At 69.6% G+C, this 20,449-nt stretch carries 9 protein-coding genes; 2 read left to right on the plus strand and 7 right to left on the minus strand.

Going from position 1 to position 20,449, the window contains the following annotated elements; all coding sequences use genetic code 11:
• Nucleotides 1-139: 139 nt before the first annotated feature.
• On the plus strand, nucleotides 140-901 hold the full coding sequence (locus ACIRQP_RS13400) for an SDR family oxidoreductase (RefSeq protein ID WP_403888069.1): 762 nt from the start codon (nucleotides 140-142) through the stop codon (nucleotides 899-901).
• Between the two features lie 110 nt (nucleotides 902-1,011).
• On the plus strand, nucleotides 1,012-1,806 hold the full coding sequence (locus ACIRQP_RS13405) for an SAM-dependent methyltransferase (protein WP_403888072.1): 795 nt from the start codon (nucleotides 1,012-1,014) through the stop codon (nucleotides 1,804-1,806).
• 280 nt (nucleotides 1,807-2,086) lie between these two features.
• Here the strand turns inward: ACIRQP_RS13405 and ACIRQP_RS13410 are convergent, their stop codons facing one another.
• The 7 genes from ACIRQP_RS13410 to ACIRQP_RS13440 form a co-directional block, all read right to left on the minus strand.
• Nucleotides 2,087-3,904: a right-handed parallel beta-helix repeat-containing protein gene (locus tag ACIRQP_RS13410; protein WP_403888075.1), complete on the minus strand. Its 1,818-nt coding sequence runs from the start codon at nucleotides 3,902-3,904 to the stop codon at nucleotides 2,087-2,089.
• Between the two features lie 287 nt (nucleotides 3,905-4,191).
• The gene (locus ACIRQP_RS13415; protein WP_403888078.1) at nucleotides 4,192-5,427 is read right to left on the minus strand and encodes a cytochrome P450; all 1,236 of its coding nucleotides are present in this window, start codon (nucleotides 5,425-5,427) and stop codon (nucleotides 4,192-4,194) included.
• A 39-nt stretch (nucleotides 5,428-5,466) separates the two neighbouring features.
• Complete coding sequence (locus ACIRQP_RS13420; protein WP_403888580.1) at nucleotides 5,467-7,164, minus strand: phytoene desaturase family protein; 1,698 nt, start codon at nucleotides 7,162-7,164, stop codon at nucleotides 5,467-5,469.
• 146 nt (nucleotides 7,165-7,310) lie between these two features.
• The gene (locus tag ACIRQP_RS13425) at nucleotides 7,311-8,975 is read right to left on the minus strand and encodes a phytoene desaturase family protein (RefSeq protein ID WP_403888081.1); all 1,665 of its coding nucleotides are present in this window, start codon (nucleotides 8,973-8,975) and stop codon (nucleotides 7,311-7,313) included.
• Entirely contained in the window at nucleotides 8,965-18,462 is a 9,498-nt protein-coding gene (locus ACIRQP_RS13430) for an amino acid adenylation domain-containing protein (RefSeq protein WP_403888084.1), read from the minus strand. The genes ACIRQP_RS13425 and ACIRQP_RS13430 overlap by 11 nt, the downstream gene beginning before the upstream one ends.
• Nucleotides 18,463-18,608: 146 nt before the next feature.
• A complete protein-coding gene (locus ACIRQP_RS13435; protein ID WP_403888087.1) occupies nucleotides 18,609-19,529 on the minus strand; it encodes a sterol desaturase family protein in 921 nt (306 codons plus the stop codon).
• A 511-nt stretch (nucleotides 19,530-20,040) separates the two neighbouring features.
• Nucleotides 20,041-20,448 carry a DUF1257 domain-containing protein gene (locus tag ACIRQP_RS13440; RefSeq protein WP_403888090.1) on the minus strand — a complete coding sequence of 136 codons (408 nt, stop codon included), beginning with the start codon at nucleotides 20,446-20,448 and terminating at the stop codon, nucleotides 20,041-20,043.
• Between the last annotated feature and the right edge of the window lies 1 nt (nucleotide 20,449).

Below are 20,449 nucleotides of genomic sequence, written 5' to 3' on the forward strand. Positions count from 1 at the left end.
CAGGGAAGACGGGGGCCCTGCCACACTCGGCGGATGACGTCAAGACTTGCGGCATCACTGTTTGAGAAGGACAGAGATCATCGCCGAATGCGCCGCGGGCCAGAACGCCGTCGGTGCTCCGAACTGAAGGGAAGACCTCGTGGATCTCTCCAACCGCACCGTTTTCATCGTCGGCGGAACTTCTGGCATCGGCCGGGAACTGGCCCGGCGGTTCGCCGCGGCAGGCAGCACCGTGGCCGTCGGCGGTCGCAGCGCTGAGGCGCTCTCCGAACTTTCCGACGAGGGCATCGGCACGTTCGGCATCGATGTCACCGACGGTGACTCCGTGGCACGTGCCCGTGACGCCGTACTCGCCCAGTACTCCGAGCTGGACACCGTGGTGACCATGTCGGGCGTCATGCTCATGGAGGACCTGCGCGACCCGGTGCACTTCGAGGCGGCGCGGACGACAGTCGACACCAACCTGGTCGGCACCATCCGGGTCATCGACGCCTTCACCCCGCACCTGGTCCAACGCGGCGCCGGCACCTTCGTCACCGTCACCTCCGGCATCGCCTTCCTGCCGTTCCCGCCCATGCCCACCTACGCCGCCTCGAAAGCCGCGGTACACGCCTACTCCGAGGCACTGCGCGCACAACTCGACGGCACCGGCGTCGGCGTCGTCGAGCTCGTCCCCCCGGCCGTCGCCACGGCAGGACAGGAGAAAGTGAACCCGCACGCACTGCCGCTCGACGGTTTCGCCGCCGAGGTCATGCGGTTGCTCTCACAGAACCCCACCCCTGACGAGATCCTGGTCGAGCGGGTTCTCATGCACCGCTGGGCCGAGCGCGATGGCACCTACGACGACCTCGTCGCACAGCGGTCCCAGGCCCTTGCCATGCTCCCCAGCCGCCAGGACTGACAGCTCCCTCACCGGAGTTGTTCACATGTGTCGCTGGTGTGTGCGTAACGTGTGGGGGAGCATGGGCTTGCCCCGCCCGGGATGTGCGGGGAACACGGGAGGAGAGCGCGATGAACGCGGAGCAGGCACCGGTGAACCGGAGAATCGACACGGGGACGCCGCATTCGGCCCGGGTGTGGAACTACTGGCTTGGAGGCAAGGACAATTACGGGGTCGACCGGGAACTCGGCGCCCGGTTGGAGGAGATGTTCCCGCAGATCATCGACATTGCCCGTGCTTCGCGCCGGTTCCAGGCCAGGGCGGTGCGGTATCTGGCGAAGGAGGCCGGGATACGGCAGTTCCTGGACCTTGGTACCGGGCTGCCGACGGCCAACTCCACCCACGAGGTGGCCCAGGAGGCCGCCCCGGAATCGCGGATCGTGTACATCGACAACGACCCGATCGTGCTGGCCCACGCACGCGCGCTGCTCGTCGGCAGCCCTGAGGGCGCCACGGACTACGTTCCCGCGGATCTGACGGACTCGAAGACGGTGCTGGATCAGGCCGCGAAGACCCTCGACCTCACGCAGCCGGTCGCGGTGATGCTGCTCTCCACCTTGGGCCATGTCGTGGACGACGACCGGGCCGCCGCCCTGCTGCGCAGCTACCTGGACGCCGTCGCCGTCGGCAGTTGCCTTGTCCTGTGCGACACGATCGAAACGCCGATGACGCGCTCTGCGTCGGACGAGTACGAAAGCGGTGGCGCCCTGCCGTACAAGTCACGTCCCGCCGAGATCGTCCGCTCCTTCGCGGACGGTCTGGAGCTGGTCGACCCGGGGTTCGGCTCGATCAGTCTGTGGCGCCCCGAGGAGCCGTTCACCGGGACGCCGGTGGAGCAGTGGGGGTTCGTCGGGATCAAGCGCTGAGGGCTGTCCGACACATGGCGCCGTCCGCCCGGAGGGCGGGGCTCGCGACGTTCGGCGGCCCCACGCTTCGGGATTCGGCGGCGTCACCGGTGTCCGTCACAGCCCGAGTCCGCGCTGGGCAGGTCCGCGCGGTTCTCCCAGGGCGGCGGGAGAGTTCGAGGCGGTCGAGGGGCTCCGGGACGACGCGGATCACACCACCCGCGTCGCGGTCGGGCCTGCGCTGGACGGACTGGAGCGCAGGCCCGACCGCGAGCTGAACTGAGCGTCGGGCCAGATACTTTCAGCCGGTGATCTTGAACGTGGCCGATGAGTCGTTCTGAGTCGCGACCTGGCCCGGGAACAGATTCTGCACCGTGTTCCCCGTGAAGGACCCTGTGCCGGTGACTCCCGTCGGGATCCAGATTCCCTGCTTGGCAGGGCGGTCGATCGTGTTGTTCGTCAGTTTTACGTTGACGCGCGTTCGATCGATGTGGAGGCCCGCACGGAGGGATCCGCGCATGACGTTGTCGCTCATGGTCACGTTCGAGTAAGCGGTCGGAAACAGCGAGGTGCTGGACGGAGAGCCGATGCGCACACCGTGCCGGACGCCGTTCCAGCCACCGCCGCCGAGCAGGACATTTCCACTGACCGTGACCGACTGCAAGGGGTGTCCCGTGTCGCCGAACACACTGAGCTCCAGCGCGCTGTTCGAGGACACGCTGTTCACCAGGTTGTTTCTCACCTCGATGTTCTGTCCGCCGGCGACCCGGATGCCGTTGGCCCACCAGGGCGCGATCGCGGTGTTGTTGAGGATCTTTGTACCGCTCATCTGGCCGTTGGCGCCGTCGGCGCCGGCGTCGGAGTACGTGGCGAAGGAATCGTCACCGGTGTTCCGGGCGAAGTTGTTCCGGACCGTGATGTTGAGGCCGAGTTTGTCTGGATTCGGCGTGTTGCCGTTGTTGACGTTGAAACCGTCACCGTAGGTGTCCGCGGTCCGGCTGTTCTGGATAACGCCGTTGGTGCCCGACAGCCAATTGGCGTCAATGTGTCGCGTCCAGATCCGGTCGATCAGCCAGCCACCGGCGCCGCTGGCATTGATTCCGTAGTCCGAACCGCCGGTGCCACCGACTCCCCGCCAGATGGCATTGGCGTCGACCTGAAGGTCCGTCAGCGTGGTTCCCGAGCCCACCAGGATCTGCGAACGCCAGGAGTTGGCCGGAAGAGGAACCTTACGATAGATGGTGGAATGCCACATCCCGGCACCCTGTACTTTCACGCCGGTGAAGTTCAACGGCGTGGGTGCCAGACTGTTCGTCAGGTATTTTCCCTGCGGGATCCACACCGACTTTCCCTGCGTTCGGGCGGCATTCACCGTGTTCTGGATGGCGACCGTCGAATCCTTCACGAAGTTCGGATCCGCGCCGTAGCTGACGACGGAGAGTGAGTCGGCCGGTTGGGTCCGCGCGGCGCCGACGTTTTCCAGGTCAACGGAGTCGATGTCGTAGACGGCGGCTGTGTTGGCAGCGTCCTTCTGGAGTTTGATGGTGCTGCCCGCGGCGATCGGAGCACCCGTGATCCAGACGGGGAATTCGTTGTAGAAGCGGTAGGGCATCCCGCCGGCGCGGGGGTCGTCGGGGTTGGTGGTCGCCTCGCGGTAGTTCCACGCTTGGTTCGAGTTCAGCGTGATCGCTTGGCGGAACGCACCGTTCACATAAAGGTTCAGCGACGCGGTGATGCCGCCGCCCGCCGGTGCGTCCGGAATCGAGACGCGGACCACGAGGGTATTGGCGTTCTTGCCCGTGTTGTTCGGCAGCGTCACCGAATCACCGGTGGCCTTCAGTTCGACCAGCGCGTAGCCCGAGGCCTCGGTCTCCAGGGAAGCCGCGGTCGGTGCCGGTGCTCCCGGGCTTATGGAGCGGAGGCGGGCGTTGCCGCCGAGCGTCCCGGTTTCGGCTTCGACCGTGACGAAGGGTGTTGTCGCGCCGGCGGCCGCGGCAACCAGTTCGGAATGAGCCGCGCCAATGACGTCGGCGCGAACCTCATTGCGGGGAAGAATGGACAGAGTGCAGGCGGCAAGCAGCGCGACGCCACAGAGGACGGATAATGCTCTTCGGTACATGCGTCACCCCTTGACGGGATCCATGGTGGGGGGAACCGGAGCCGGACGGGCGGGCCAAGACACACACCCGTCCCACTGGGCACTTCTGCCCATGCGATTCAACTGCCCAACTTCCGGCTCGTCAATAGTCCTGGCTCTGCATGAAGTTATATCTGGCGACTTACCGCTGAAAAGGATTTGGGATGGTGATGGGGTCGGTGCTGCGGGACGGCGCTGTGCCGCCGGCCTGTCCGCGGGCCGGCGGATCCGGTGCCGTCGGCTCGCCCCGGTGAGGTCGCCCGGTGAGGTCACCAGGTGACGGGCAGCTCGTGCAGGCCGTTGAAGAACTCCTTTGAGCGCCAACGCACTTCCTCCACGGGAACCGCCAGACGCAGGTCCGGCATACGGCTGAGTACTCGCTCCAGTGCCACCTGGAGCTCCAGCCGGGCGAGGTGGGCGCCGAGGCAGTAGTGCGTCCCGTGCCCGAAGCTCACATGCGTATTGTTGGCACGGTCGAGAACCACACGGTCCGGGTCGTCGAAAACATCGGGGTCCCGGTTGGCGGCGGAGGGGGAGACGATGACGGGCTCACCCGCGCGGACCAGAACCCCGCCCAGTTCGGCGTCCTCCGTGGCGTAGCGCGGCAGGCTCAGTCCGTTGAGCAGTGGCACGTAGCGCAGGAGTTCCTCGACCGCCTTCGGGATGAGACCGGGCTCGGCGCGCAGCCGGGCCGTCAGGTCCTCCTCGCCGTCCCGGGGAAGCAGCAGGAGAGAGAAGAAATTGCCGATCTGGTTGGTGGTGGTGACGAATCCGCCGACGAGGAGTTCGTTGAGCAACCCCATCAGCTCGCCCTCGGAAACACTTCCGTCCTTGTCAGCCCGGACCATGAGCGTGAGCAGATCGTCGGCGGGCTCCCGGCGGCGCGTATCCGTCCAGTCCCGCATACGGGCGAAGAAGTCCGTGGCCTGCCGCTGAATCGTCTCGGGCGAGGCGCTCCCCGAACACACGGTGTCGGCCCAGGCCCGGACATGAGGACGGTCCGACTCGGGCACGCCCACCAGTTCGCAGATAAGTGTCATGGGCAGCGGGAAGGCGAACTCCTCGATCAGGTCGGCGGGCGGTCCGATGTCCGTCATCCGGTCGAGCAGACCGTCGGCGGTCCTGCGGATCTCGTCGCGCAGTCGCTCGATACGGCGCGCGGTGAATTCCTTGCTCAGGAGGGAGCGCATCCGGGTGTGGTCGGGGGCGTCGCTGGCGATGAGGCCACCGCCCGTGCGGGGCATCCGCCCGATCCGGGGCTGGTCGCGGCTGACAGCGGCGGCGAGGCTGAAGCGGGGGTCGGACAGGACGGTACGGACATCCTCGTGACGGGTCGCCAGCCAGGCGTCCTCACCGTAGGGGAGACGCACCCGGGCCAGAGGCCGGTCCCACAGCCGACGGTATGCGGGGTGCAGATCCAGACCTTCGCTGGTCCAGAAGGGATAGTCGAGCGGCTTCGGATGCTGCGCGGAGTGCTGGTCCGGACGGGGGGACAGGGGAGACATGGGGGTGTCCGCCTTTCCTGGTGCGGTGTTTCCTGGTGTTCAGTGGGGGAGGTGCGCGGGCTCGGGCGGTGAGGACGTGTCCGGCTCGCGCACGGGAGACCCGGGACCCACGGGGATGAGGACATGGGTCGGCGGGGGCGCGGAATCATCGACGGAGGCGGTGAAGCCGACGCCGTCGTCGCGGCAGATGAACTGCATGACCTGCCGTCCGGCGCCGGCCGCCCTGATGAGGCCGCCCGTGGTGGCCCAGACACCGGAGAGATAGAAGTTCTCCAGGCCGGGCAGGACCGGACCGTGCTTCTTGACGAGTTCCTCCATGGCCTCGCCGCCCTCGACGAAGGGCTGCCAGCCGAGGAAGGTGCCCTCGTAATTGCCCGTGTAGCGGATCTGGGTGAGGGGGGTGGCGGTGTCACGTACCTGGATGGAGTCCTTGAGGCCCGGATAGCGCTCGTCCAGGAAGTCGACGACCGTGTCCCGTACCCGGCGTTTGGCGAGTGAGTACGCGCGTCCGCGCCGTACGGGCAGCGTGTGCAGCTCCCCTCCCCGGCGCAGACGGCTCAGCTGTTCCGGTCCCTCGCTCAGCTCCCGCCAGGGCGCGGTGTCGGAGAAGTACGTCGCGTAGATCACGGTCGTGTCGCGCGGCGAGAGCTCGGGATAGTACCGGCTGCGGAACTGGACATTGAGGCTCGGATGCCGGATGCCGCGCAGCCGCGAGGCGGTCTCCTCGCCGAGGAGATGCGTGGTGGTGGGCTCCCCCTGTGGAAAGGGCCGCCGCAGGCCCAGGAACACACTGACATAGCCGGGGAAGACCATGCCGGGCTCTTCGATGGTCCGGGTGAAGAGCCGCCGGTAGTCGTCGTCGAGATACCGGCCACCAAGGAATTTCATCAGGGTGGTGGGGCCGTCGCAGGCCGAGACGACGATGTCCGCGTGGTACTCGCGCCCGTCGGCGAGCCGAACGCCGACCGCGCGGTCGTTCTCGACGAGGATCTCCTCGACCTTGGCGTTGTACGTGATCTCACCGCCGAGCCGTGTGTAGCGCCGGGCGATCGACTGGGCGAGCCCCAGGGAGCCGCCCTCGGGCACCCCCGCCGACAGGTTCGCCTGCGCGGCCATCTGGAAGTAGAAGGGCAGCACAGGGAACGCGGGGTGCTTCTCGTACAGGATGTAGTTGAACGCCTCGCGCAGCAGCGGGTCCTTGAAGCGGGACGAGTACTCCGTCATCAGTACGGACATCGACGTCCGGAAGAGGTTGAAGTACGGGATAAAACCGGCCAGCATGCGCCAGCGCTCCCACCGGCTCATCAGGCCGACGGGCTTGAGGAACGGATAGGCGGGAAGGCAGGCGCGGAACTTCCGCAGTCCCGCACAGAACGAGCGGATGGGGCGGGCGTCGGCCGGCGACAGGGAGAGCAGATGGGCTTCGAGCCGGTCCGGGTCGCAGTAGAAATACACGGCCCTCCCGTCCTGGCCGCGCACGATGTTGAACACGTCGAAGTGGCGCATCTCCTTGCCCTGGAGGGCGCCCAGTTCGAGCCAGATCTGGTGCATCTCGTTGCCGGGGCCGTTGCCCAGCAGCCAGCTGATGCAGCAGTCGAACGTGAAGTCACCCCGGCCCCAGCCGGTGCAGCAGCCGCCGGGGATCTCGTGCATCTCGAAGACCTGGCTGCGGTAGCCGTTCATCTGCGCGTAGCAGCCGGTGGACAGGCCGCCGAGCCCGCCACCGATGATGATCATGGATTCCCTGCGCTTGGTGGCAGGCGCCATACGCTGCTCTCCTCGGTTTTCTGGGGCTACTGGGGCTACTGGGGGCGGGAGCTTGATCGGGAACTCGGACAGAAACTCGGGCAGGGGCAGGGGCTGCTTGGGCGCTCACCATGCGCTCACCGGACACCCCGGTGTTCGAGCTGCGGCAGCCGGCCCAGCTTTCCCGGATGCCACGGCTCTGTTCCGCCGCTCTCCCAGGCACGGAATTCCAGCCCCAGTTCCTGGCAGATGAACTGGGTGACGAACCGTCCGCTCGCGGCTGTACGGATCAGGCTGCCACCGCCGAACCACTGCCCGGCCAGCGAGAAACCTCGCAGGCCCGGCAGCCGCATCCGGTCCTTGTTGATCAGTTCCGTGATCACGTCATCGGCGTCGGTGAAGGACTTCCAGCCCAGGATGCTGCCGCCCCGCACGCCGGTATACCGCTCGGTGGTCGTGGGCGAGGCCACATCGATGACCTCGATGGCCTCGGCGATGCCGGGGTGGTGCCGCTCCAGAAAGGCGCGGACGAAGTCGGCCACCTCCTGCTTGCGCGCCCAGTACGCCTTGCGGTCGGTGCGCCGCAAGTCCTTCCAGTACGTGTAGTCGCTGAAATACGTGCAGTGGACGACGGACTTGCCGGGTGGGGCGAAACCGTCCGAGTAGCGGGAGCGCAACTGGACCACCAGGCTTTTCTGCAGCACGCTCGGCAGGGCGGCACAGTCTTCGTCGGACAGCAGATAGGTGGTGCTGTGCCGCTCCGCGGGGTCGAACTCGCCCTTGAGCCCGACGAAGGCGGAGACGACCCCGGAGTAGACGAGCTCCGGGCGGTCCATCATCCGGAAGAGCTTGTCGACCCTGGGACTGGTGTACCGGCCGTCGAGCAGCCCGTGGATCGTGGTGTAGCCGTCACAGGCGGAGACGACGTGGTCGGCGTAGTGCCGCTCGCCACCGCGCAGTTCCACACCGACCGCGCGATCGTTCTCCACCAGGACGCGCGCCACCCGTGTGCGGTAGTCGACACGTCCGCCCAGCGAGGTGTACCGCTCCTCGACCGACCTGGCCAGGCCCAGCGAGCCGCCCTGCGGGAAGCCCGCGTTCCGGTGATGGGCGCTGGCCATGTTGAACAGGTACGGCAGCAGCGGGAAGACCTCGTGGTCCTGGAAGAAGATGAACGGGAACGCCCGGCGCAGCAGTGGGTCCTGGAACCGGCCGGAGAAGCGCTCCATACGGGTCACGGCGGTCCGCCAGAACAGCAGGAAGTCCGGCAGGATCACGCGCAACTCGGCCAGCTTCTCCCTGGGTGTCCGAAGAGGCGGGGGAGTGATGAACGGATAGTGGTTGATGTCGATGAAGCGCCTGAGATCACGGCAGAAGGCACGGATGGGCCGTGCGTCGACGGGCGAGATCTCCAGCAGGTGCTTCTCCAGCCGGTCGGGGTCGTTGTAGAACGTCACCGCGCGCCCGCCGTCGTCGACGACGGTGTTGAACATCTCGAAGTTGGCGATGGTCTTGCCGTCCAGGGCTCCGAGCTCCCGCCACACCCGGTTGGCGTCGTTGCCGGTGCCGGTGCCGGTGAGCCACTCGATGCAGTAGTCGAAGACATAGCCCTGCCGGGACCACGCCGTACAGCAGCCCCCCGGCAGGACGTGCCGTTCGAAGACACGGGTCTCGGCGCCGCTCATCTGTGCGTAGCAGCCGGTGGACAGCCCCCCGATGCCGGCGCCGACGATGATGACGCGGGGCTTGTCGCCCGGACTCCGCTCACGCCGCTGCCACACGGGCCTGGTCTCACGCGACATGTGTCTCACCTCCGGCGAGGCCGGTGACGCCGGTGAGGACGGCGACGGTGAGTTCCGCGTTCCGCGCGAGATACTTCTCGTCGAGCATCTCGGCGTGCGTGCCGCGGCCCCGCAGCAGTTCGGTGCGGGTGGTCGAGCTGCCGTGCCAGGTGCCGCGCCGGCCGGCCGAGTAGAGGGCCGCCTTCCGCTCGTCGGAGATCACGCTGACGGTCGCCGCGACCGTGCCGAGGTTGGGCGTGCGGCCGCAGAAGTCCAGGTACTCCCTGGCCTGTGCGAGCGTTTCGTCGGCGACGGCCGTGGAGCGGGTGTGGCGGTGCAGATGGCCACGCAACTCGTGCTCGAACGCCTCGATGTGCTCGGCGGCGAGCGAATGGGCCTCCAGGATGCGGTACGAGTCCATGATCACCACATGCGGGACCTCACGTCCGCGCCCCTCCAGTTCCTTGGCGACCTCGAAGGCGAGGTTGCCGCCGAGCGAGTACCCGAACACGGGGCAGGGGCCCTCGGGGCGGACTGTCTCGATGAGGTCCGCGTAGCGGATCACCTTGTCGTCGCCGTCGACGTGGTTGAAGGCGACGAGTTCGTACTGGGGCAGATGCGTGGCGAACCGACGGTAGACGAGCCCGTGCCCACCGGCCGGCGGGAAGCAGAACAGCGTGGGGCCCTGGCCGGTGTTGAACGTCAGACAGGGCCGGCCGCCGGAGATCTTGCCGGTGATGATGTCCTCGACCGTCCTGGCCATGCCGCGCAGTGTCGTGACCTTGAAGAGCAGGCTGACCGGGACGGTGATGTTGAACTCCGCCTGGAGCCGGTGGATCAGCTCGATGAGCTTGATGGAACTGCCGCCGGAGGCGAAGAAGTCGCTCCGCAGACCCACACCTCCCAGCGAGAGCAGGGACTGCCAGTGGGCGGCCATCCGTTCCTCGTAGAGCGTGACCGGTGGTTCATGGCTCTCCTCTCCGGACTCGGCCCGGGGCTCCGGCAGCGCGGCGACGTCGACCTTGCCGTTCGAGGTGAGCGGCACGGTGTCGAGCGCGGTGAAGTAGGCCGGGATGAGATAGGTGGGCAGTCGCTCGGCGAGGTGACCGCGCAGCTCTCCCGGATCCGGCTCGCTCCCCGCCACCGGTACGTAGTAGGCGCACAGGGCCGCCTCCCCCCGGGCGTCGGTACGAACCGTGACGACGGCCTGGGCGAGGCAGGGCAGGGACATCAGCGGATACTCGATCTCGCCGGGTTCGATGCGGTGGCCGCGCACCTTCAGCTGCGCGTCCGCGCGGCCGAGGAGGTGGATCAGGCCCCTGGCGTCCCTGCGGGCCAGGTCGCCGGTGCGGTAGAGCCGCTCGGGGGCGGCCCCCGGACCGCGGTCAAGGGTCAGGGACACGAAGCGCTCCGCGGTCTGTTCGGGGTCGCCCGCGTACCCGAGGGCGAGACCCGCGCCGCCGACCCACAGCTCGCCCGTGACGCCGGGCGGTACGGGGTCGTGGTGGTCGCTCAGGATGTGCAGGGAGCAGTTCGGCAGGGGCCTGCCGATCGGCACCAGCTGGTTCGGTTCGAGTCCTTCCGCGGGGCCTTCGAAGTACGCGCTGTCGATCGTCGCCTCGGTCAGGCCGTACGAATTGATCACCCGGGTGTCGGGGCCGCACAGGCCGCGCAGCCGCTCGTACTCCTCGACCTTCCACGCGTCGGAGCCGACGATCAGCAGCCGCATGAAGTCCAGCCGGTGGCCGCCGTACGCGCAGTGGTCCATGAGCGCGCGGGCGACGGCCGGGACGAACTCGGCGCAGTCGACGTCCTCGGCGGTCATCGTCTCGTACAGCCGGGCGGTGTTGAGCAGCAGATCGCGGCCGATCAGGACCAGCCGGCCGCCCGAGCACAGGGCGCGGACGAGGTCGCCGGTGAACACGTCGAACGAGACGGCGGCCAGCTGGAGATGGACGCCGGGCTCCGCGCCGAGGCCGTACTCCTCCTGCCAGGCGGCCTGGAGGGCGGCCAGGGCGCGGTGGCTGACGCGCACGGCCTTGGGGCGGCCCGTCGACCCGGAGGTGTGGATGACGTAGGCGGGCGAGTCCAGATCGGTGCGGGGGGCGTGGCGGTGCGGCGCGCCGCTGCCGCCCGCCCCGGCGGGGCCGCCCGCCACGAGGACGTCGGTGAGGATCTCGACCCCCGGGGCCGCGAGCCGTTCCCGGTCCGCGGCGCCGGTGATGACGAGGGCCGCCCCCGCGTTGTCCCGCATGTGGGTGAGCCGGTCGGTGGGATGGCCGGGATCGAGGGGCAGATACGCGGCGCCGGCCTTGAGGACGGCGAGCAGGGTGACGATCAGCTCGGGTGACTTGGGCAGGCACACGGCGACGACGTCCCCGCGGCCCGCACCCCGGTCGGCCAGGCGGCCGGCCAGGCGCCGGGCGTGGCTTTCCAGTTCGCCGTACGTCAGATGCTCGGTGCCACCCGTCTCGGACGGTACGGAGACCGCGACAGCGTCGGGGTGGCGGGCGGCGGCCTCGGAGATCAGCTGGTTCACGGGCCTGTCGTGGGGGAGCGAGCGCCCCAGCGCGGTGGAGTCATGGACGACGCGTGCGCGTTCCTCGGCGCCGAGCAGGTCGAGACGGGCCACCGGCCGGTCGGCGGGCGCGCGGGTGAGGGCGTCCAGCACATTCACGTAGTGCCGGGCCATCCGGCCCACGGTCTCGGGCAGGAAGAGATCGGTGTTGTACTTCAGGACGCAGTGGAAGCGCCGCTCCGCCTCGTCCTCGTACGCCGATAGCGTCAGGTCGAACTGGCCTTCCTCCTCGGGGAGTTCGATGTAGTCCAGGTGGTATCCGTACTGCTCCGAGGCCACCTTGTGGGCCAGCAGGATGAACATCGCCTGGAATACCGCCGACCGGCTCGGGTCGTGCTGGAGGCCCAGCTCCTCCACGAGCAGGACGAACGGGTACTCCTGGTTGTCGAGCCCGCCGAGAACGGTCCGGCGGACCTGGGAGAGCAGCGCGGCGACGGACGGGGCGCCCGACAGGTCCGCGTACAGCGGGAGCGGATTGACGAAGTAGCCGTAGACGGAGGCGAATTCCTCATCGGTGCGGCCGGTCACCGGGCTGCCGACGATGATCCGGTCCTGGCCCGAGTAGCGGTGCAGGAGGACGTAGTAGGCGCTCAGCAGCACCATGTAGATCGTGACGTCGTGCTCGCGGGCCAGGGCGTGGACGCGGGCACTGAGGTCCGCGTCCAGGACGAAGAACTCGGACGCGCCGTTGTGCGTCTGCACCGCCGGCCGCGCTTTGTCGGTGGGCAGATCGAGGGCCGGCACCTCGGCGGGCAGGCTCCCGCGCCAGTAGTCCAGCATGCGCCGCGCGTCGGGAGAGGCCAGGAACCGGTTCTGCCGGTTCAGGAAGTCCAGATACCGGGCCGGTACGGGCGGCAGCGCGACGGGGCGGCCCTCGCGCGTCCCCTCGTACAGCGAGAGGAGTTCCTCGATGAACGTGAAGGTCGAGATGGCGTCCGAGATGATGTGGTGGACGGCCTTCATGATGACCCAGCGGTCCGGGCCGCGCTTGAACAGCCGGATCCGGATCAGCGGATCGTTCTCCAGGTCGTACGGACGGCGGTACTCGCGGACGATCAGGTCGTGAATGTCGTCCCAGTCGCGGCCCTGGACGTCGAACAGCCCCACGTCGGGTTCGCCCGCGGCCGAGACGCGCTGCACCGGCCGGCCGTCCTCCAGCGAGAAGTTGGCGCGGAGCATGGGATGCCGCGCCACGAGCGTACGGACGGCGTCGAACATCAGCTCCGGTTCCAGCCGGGTCCTGACCTCGACAGCGCCGCCGATGTTGTAGGCGAAGCCGTCCGGGTTGAGCTGCTTGAGGAACCACAGCGCTTTCTGGTTCTGGGTGAGGGGATGACAGGACTCGTCCTCGTACATCTCGACCGCGGCGGCGGCACCCGAGGTGTCCGCCGTCTCCGCGACGAGAGCCGCCGCCGCCAGGTGCAGCTGACCGCTCAGTTCGGCGGCGGGAGCACCGCTGAGCAGAGCCACCAGAGGCAGGGCGACACCGGTCTCGGCGAGGACGCGAGCGCGGAGCTCCATCGCCAGAAGCGAGTCGAGACCGAGGGCGGCCAGGCTGTTCGTCCGCCCGACCTGTTCGGTGGGCACCCGCAGCACGGTGGCGGCCACCGCCGTGAACCGCTCGGCGACCAGCTCGGCGCGGCGCTCCTCGTCCGCCGCACGGAAGACATCGAGGAAGCTGCTGCCCTCGTCGGATCCGGTGCCGCTGTCGGCGCCGTCGGCGAGTTCCGTGACGAGCGGTGGCGGCGACGCGTACCAGGCGAGGAAGACCTTCCAGTCCACCACCGTGGCGACCAGCAGCTGGGGACGGTCCTGGCCGAGGACACGCTCCAGCACGGCCATGCCCGCGCCCGGCGAGAGCGAACTCATGCCGCGGCCGGCGCGATAGTGCTCGACCAGACCCAGCTCCTCGATCATGCCGGTCGCCCACGGGCCCCAGTCGATGCTGAGCGCGGGCAGTCCACGGGAGCGGCGGTGATGGGCCAGCGCGTCGAGGAAGGCGTTGCCCGCCGCGTAGTTGGTCTGGCCCGCGGTGGTGAGCAGAGAGGCGATCGAGGAGAAGAGGACGAAGTGGTCGAGCGGTGCGTCGCGCAGATGCCGGTGGAGCAGCCAGGCACCGGCCGCCTTGGGCGCGAGGACGGAGTCGAAGGCCGCCCGGTCCATGGCGGGCACGAGGGTGTCCCGTACGTGCCCGGCGAGGTGGAACACGCCGCGCACGGGTGGGGCGTCCTGGCTCCGGTAGGCGTCCAGCCACGCGGCCAGGGCCGGTTCGTCGGTGACGTCCAGCCGCGCGTGGACCGCGTGCGCGCCCAGGGCCTCCAGCTCCTTGACGAACCGCGCGCCGCGGCCGGCGGGCGAGTCGCCGTCCAGGTCGCGCCAGGTGGCGCGGTCGGGGAGGGGGGTACGGCCGACGAGGATGAGATGACGGGCACCGCGCCGTACGAGGAAGCGGCACAGGAGCCGGCCCAGCGCGCCGAATGCCCCGGTGACGAGGTAGGCGCCGTCCGGACGCAGCCGCGGCGGAAGAGGGCGGGTGAGGCCGCCGGGGCGGGTGAGCCTGCTGATGAGGCGGCGGCCCTGGCGCAGGACGATCTCGTCCTCGTACTGCCCAGGATGCGCGGCGGCCGTCAGGATCTCGTTCAGCAGGAACCGCGCCTCGGCCCGTCGCCCGTCGGCCGCCCGCGCGCCGTCCGGGACCAGGGGGAGGTCGATCAGCTTGCCCCGGTGTGCGGTCAGTTCCTGGTGGCGCAGGACGCGGCCGATGCCCCAGGCCGGGGCGCCCAGCGGCTCTACGGCGTCGCCGCGATCGGCGGCCTGCGTACCGCGTGTGACGATGTGCAGGGCGGCGGGCGCGGCGATCTGACGCCAGTCCTCCTGAAGCGCCTGCGCGAGGGCGACCAGCGAGAACGCCCCGGTGGTGCTGTGCTCTTCGAGGTGCCCGCGCCCGGTCTCGTCCAGGGCCGGCAGATCGAGATTCCAGAGGTGTACGACGGTGTCGACGGCGGTGCCGGGGTCGGAACCGTCCGGGTCCTCCGCCAGGTCGGCCAGAAGCCGGCGCAGGTCGTCGGCGCTGCCGGGCACCACGGTCGAGGTGCGCGCGCGTCGGCTGATCGTGTACGAGTCGCCGGGGCGTACGAGGTGACAGCGGCCTCCGCCCGCCGTGACGAGCTCCGCGAGCGCGTCCGCGACTCCGCCGGGCGCGTCGGCGAACAGCAGCCAGCCGCCGGACGCCGGAGCGGTGGCCGGATCGGGCTCAAGAGGGCACGCGGTCCAGGTGGGTTCGGCGAGCCAGTTGTCGATCGTGCCCAGCCCCACGGCGGCCGACGCCCGCTCCACGTCGGCGGCCCGGAAACCACCGACCTGCCCGAGCGGAAGGCCGTCGTCGCCATACAGGGTGATGTCTCCGACGAGTTCGCCGTCCCGCTGCCGGGTGACGGTGGCATGGACCCACAGCGGCCGGTCGCCGACCGGGCCGGTGCGTACCTCGGCGATGGACAGGGGCAGCAGGATGCCGGTGGACCCGCCCGCCGGGCCGTCGCCCCCCGCCGGGGCGGGCAGGGCGCGCGGACCGCCCAGGCCCCCGGCGGCGAGAAGAGCCTGGAAGCAGGAGTCGAGCAGGACGGGATGGACGTGGTGGCGCGCCGCGTCGTCGCCGATGGCCTCGGGCGGGCGGATCCGGGCCAGCGCCTCGCCCCGGCCGGTCCACACCTCCTCGATGCCCTGGAAGGCGGGACCGTAGTGGTAGCCGAGAGAGCTCAGCGAGGCGTAGCAGGCTCCGCTGTCGAGATGACGCTCGCCGCGTGCCCTGACCGCGTCGATGTCCAGTGGCGCCACGGGAGCGGGGCGGTGGTCGGCGCGGGCCACACCGCTGGCGTGGACCGCGCGCTCCCCGATCTCGCCGGTGCCGGTCGCGACGGTGAAGGAGGAGTCCTCCAGGGAGAGAGCCAACTGCACGGTGCGGGACGCGTCATCGGGAAGGAACAGCGCCTTGCGCAGTTCGATGTCGCCGAGCGCGGTCTCGGTGCCGCCGGTCAGGGTCCGTACCGCCTGAGCGGCCATCTCGACATAGCCGGCGGCCGGGAACAGGGCTCGCCCCTGGATACGGTGGTCGGCCAGGTACGGGGTGGTCTCAAGGTCGAGCTCCGTCTCCCACACCGGCTCCGCGGTGGCCAGCCGGCGGCCGAGGAGGGGGTGGTCGACCCGGCCGAGCCTGACCCGCGCCACCGGCTCCGGCTCCGTCCAGTACCGGTCGCGCTTCCACGGGTAGCCCGGCAGCGGTACGGGCCTTCCCGCGGGCTGGAGCACGCCCCAGTCGACGTCGAAGCCGAGGTTGTGGAGCGCGGCGAGCGAGGTGGTGAAGCGGATCTCCTCGTCCTCCTCACGGCGGACGGAGGGCAGGGTCACCACCTCCGTGCCTTGCTCGGCGGGTCTGTTCGCGAGGCATTCCCTGATCGCGTGGGCCAGCACGGGATGCGGGCCGATCTCCAGGAAGACGCGGTGGCCGTCGTCCGCCATGCGCTCGACGGCCGAGCGGAAGAGGACGCTGTCGCGGACGTTGTTCCACCAGTAGTCCGCGTCGAGTTCGGTGCCCTGGGCCCGGCCCTCACGCGCGGTCAGGTACAGCGGCACCCGGGCGGGGCGTGGTTCGATGCCGGAGAGGCAGGACAGCAGCTCGTTCTTGATCTCCGCCATGCGGGCGCTGTGGTAAGGCACGCGGACGGTGAGGAACTTGGCGAAGATCTTCTCCGCGCGCAGTTCCTCGGCGAGTGCGCCGAGGGCCGTCTCGTCCCCGGCAAGGGTGATCGCGGCCGGGCTGTTCACCGCGGCGACGGACACCAGGTCTCCGTACGGCCGGACGCGGCGTGCCGCCTCCTCCTCCGTGAGGCTCACGGCGAGCATCTTTCCGGTACCCGCCAACCGCTGCTGCAGACGGCTGCGGTGCACGACGATCCGCGCCGCGTCGCGCAGGCTGTACACGCCCGCTTCGTAGAACGCGGCGACCTCGCCCGTGCTGTGACCGACGACGGCGTCGGGGTGTACCCCATGAGCGCGCCACAGGGCGGCGAGGCCGATCTGCACGGCGAAGTTGGCGGGCTGGGCGAGCCAGGTCTCCGCCATCCGCGAGTCGGCCGCGTCCGCGCTCATCGCCTCGACGAGGGACCAGCCGGTGAGCGCGGCGATCTCGCGGTCGCAGCGTACGACGGCGTCCCGGTAGACGGGCTGCGAGGCGAACAGTTCGCGGCCCATGCCCCACCACTGGGGGCCCATGCCGGTGAACACCCAGGCCGGCCGCCGCCGCTCCGCGCGCCGTCGGCCCACGAGCACGCGGGGGTGGGCCTCGCCCCGTACATGCGCCGCGAGCGCCTCGTCCAGGTCGTCACGGGAGGAGTAGACGACGGACAGCCGGGCGTCATGGTGCTGGCGGCGGTGCGCGAGCGTGTGGCCGAGGTCCGCGAGGGGCACGGCCCGCGCGGGGGCGCCCGCGGCGGGCTCGGCCAGTTCCCGGCGGATCGCCTCGGCCAGCACGGGCAGGGCGGACGCGTCGCGCGCGCTCAGCGGCAGAACGCTGTGGCGCGGGCGGGGTGTTGACGGCCGCGCCTCGGCGGTGGACGGCGGTGCCTCCTCCAGCAGGACGTGCGCGTTGGTGCCGCCGAAGCCGAACGAATTGACGCCGGCCCGCGCCGGGCCCTTGTGCGCCGGCCAGTCGGTGACCTGTGCCGGAATGCTGAAGGGCGCGGCGTCGAGGTCGATGGCGGGGTTGATCCGCTCAAGGTTGATGTGCGGCGGGATCGTGCGGTGCTCGATGCTGAGGGCGGTCTTGATGAGGCCGGCGATTCCGGCGGCCGATTCCGTGTGCCCGATGTTGGTCTTGACCGAGCCGACATAACAGGGGGCGCCCGGTTCGCGGCCGACGGCCAGGGCCCGGGTGAGCGCGTCGGCCTCGATGGGGTCGCCGACCGGGGTGGAGGTGCCGTGGGCTTCCACGTACTGGAGGCTGCCCGGTGCGATCCGGGCCTCGGCGCACACCCGCTCGATCAGGGTGACCTGGGCGTCGGCGCTCGGCACCGTGATGCCGTTGGTGCGTCCGTCCTGGTTGACCCCGCTCGCGGTGATCACGGCGTGGATCGGATCACCGTCCCGCAGAGCGTCGGACAGGCGCTTCAGCGCTACGACACCGACGCCTTCGGCGCGTACATATCCGTCCGCGCCGGCGTCGAACGTACGGGAGCGGCCTTCCGGGGACAGGAAGCCGCCCTTGGTCTCGGTGATCGTGTACTGCGGCGTCAGATGCAGCAGGGTGCCGCCGGCCAGGGCGAGGGTGCTCTCACCCCGGCGCAGGCTCTCGCAGGCGAGATGCACGGCGACCAGGGATGAGCTGCACGCGGTGTCGATGGAGACGCTGGGGCCGCGGAAGTCGAAGCAGTGCGAGATGCGGTTCGACACCATCGTCATCATCGTGCCGGTCGCCGTGTGCGCGGCCAGGGTGTCGAACCGGAGGTCGGAGAACTGGAGGATCTTGTAGTCCAGGGTGAACGCGCCGATGAACACAGCGACATCGCCCCCGGCCAGTTCGGCCGGCTTCTGGCCGCCGTCCTCCAGCGCCTCCCAGGTCACCTCCAGCAGCTTCCGCTGCTGCGGGTCCATATGGTCGGCCTCGCGGGGGCTGATGCCGAAGAAGGCGGGATCGAATTCGTCGAAGCCGTCGATGTATCCGCCCCGGCCACCCACCAGGCGGCCGGGCTTGGTCCTGTCCCGGCTGCCGAGGGTGGTCACGTCGTACCGGTCGCGCGGTGTCGGTGTGATGCAGTCCTTACCGTCCAGCAGGTTCCGCCAGAAGGTCCGGTGGTCACCGGCTCCGCCGGGGAAACGGCAGCCGATGCCGATGAGCGCGATCTTCTCGGGAGGCGTGGTGGGGAGCGATTCAGCCATGGAAGCGTCCTTGAGTCGTCAGCACGCAACGTGCACAAAGGGCAGGCGCGGGCACCCGGGCCTCTACGCCGAAGCGGGGGCGGAGAGCGGGTGCGGTACGCGCGACGCGAAAGCGGGGGTGTTCGCGACAGCGGGGGTCCGGGAGATCAGCCAGCGGTTTCACCGGCCTTCGCGGACCGTCGCCAGGGATGCACCAGGGTGGCGACGATCGAGCCGGTCCCGGGGAACGAATCCGGGTCCACGAGGCCGACGGCGGCCGGTTCGCGGCCGGGCCGCCAGGTGAAGCTGCCGAACGCCCGGTCCCAGACGGAGAGGTCGGAGCCGTAGTGCCCGGCCTCGGCCAGATCGGTGCTGTGGTGCAGCCGGTGCAGCTCGGGCCCCACGAAGACATGGTTGAGCGGGCCGAGCCGTACGGCGACATTGGCGTGGACGAAATACCCCTGGGCGACGACGAACAGGCCCACTCCGAAGACGGCCGTCTCCGAGAACCCGACGAGTGCCAGTGCCAGTTGTGTGAAGCCCTGGGAGATCAGAACGTCCACGACGTGATTGACGCCGTTGTTGGCGACGTTGACCTTGTTGGGCACATGATGCACGCCGTGCAGCCGCCACAACCACGGATTGGTGTGTCCCAGCCGGTGCACGGCATAGCTGGCCAGCGAACCCAGCAGCAGGGCGAGAGGTATCTCGCCCCAGAGCGGAAGCACGGAGTCGGCGGGGGCCACGACGCCCACAGCGGCCACCACCAATGACTGCGCCAGCCCGCCGCCCACCGCCGTGAGGAGGTAGTACACGGCGTACCAGCGCCACTCCCGCCGACTGGGGTGCCAGGTACGTTCGTACGGGATCAGCCGCTCCAGCCCCGCGAGATAGCAGAGCATCGCGAGCTGAAAGACGAAGGTGACACGGCTCGGGTCCCAGCCGTACCGCGCGGTCATGGCGAAGACGATCACGACCGCGAGCAGCAAGAGGGGATGAGCGGCCCGGGCCAGCAGCGCACGTGCAGTGTCCCGCGAGTCCCGCCCCGACTGGGGCCGGCCCGCGCCGGATATCGAAGAACCGGACATTTCATCCCATCGTTCGCGGGTCGCCAAGGGGAGCATTCGCCGGTGTCCCGCACAGCAGATGCCTGTAACAGCATGCTGTCGATCAACTACCAGTAGCAATATCGCCTGGTCAGCGTGCGGGGGCGTACCGGGCCATCGGGCCTTCGGCGCGCGCCCCCGGCGCACCTCCGCCGAAGGGCTCTTGCCGCGTGCATCGGCTAGGAGCGCTTTCCCGCGAGACGAGAGGGGGGAGTCGGGTCCGGAGCCGGGGAGTGAACGCGGCTCGGAAACGCGACATCACCGTGGAAGCGCCTCGGGGCGCGGGAGTCCGGTCGCCGACCGCTACGGAACCGACCGCGCGGCTCGGGCACCGGATCCGCGCGTCACAGGCGGCCGCGACATCACCGTGCTCCCCCGACCGCCACGACGACATGACACCGCTTCATGTGGTCCCGCGTCGAACCGCGGATCGCCGAGCGGCCCGCCCGGCGGAGGCTCCGGCGCGGGTGTACGACCACGGGGAGGCGCGGATTCAGGTGTAGCGCCGCAGGACGAGACGTCGCTGCCCGCTCTCCTCGATCACGTCGGAGTCCACCTCGTAGCCGTTGTCCTCGGCGTAGCGCAGCGCGGCGGCGTGGCCGTAGGCGCGGGCGACCCCGGTGAGCCAGGGCTGGTCGTAGCGGGACCTGTCGTACTCGCTGATGACGGCTTCGAAGGTGTTGTCGTCGCTTCGGCGGAAGCCGATGTCGTTGCTGAGGCGGCCGATGTGGGCGCGGCGGATGATTACCTCGGCTCGTTCCGGGCGGGCGTCGCCCCGGTAGCCGTAGAGGGTCTGTGGGGTGTCGTGGGTCTCGACGGTGCTGAAGCCGACCGAGGCGAGGGCTTGGACGAGCAGGTCGGGGTCGCGCAGTGCGGTGCGGACTCGGGTGAAGTGGGACATG

Origin of the sequence: Streptomyces sp. NPDC102274 (genome assembly GCF_044766385.1) — a bacterium.
Lineage (GTDB): Bacteria > Actinomycetota > Actinomycetes > Streptomycetales > Streptomycetaceae > Streptomyces.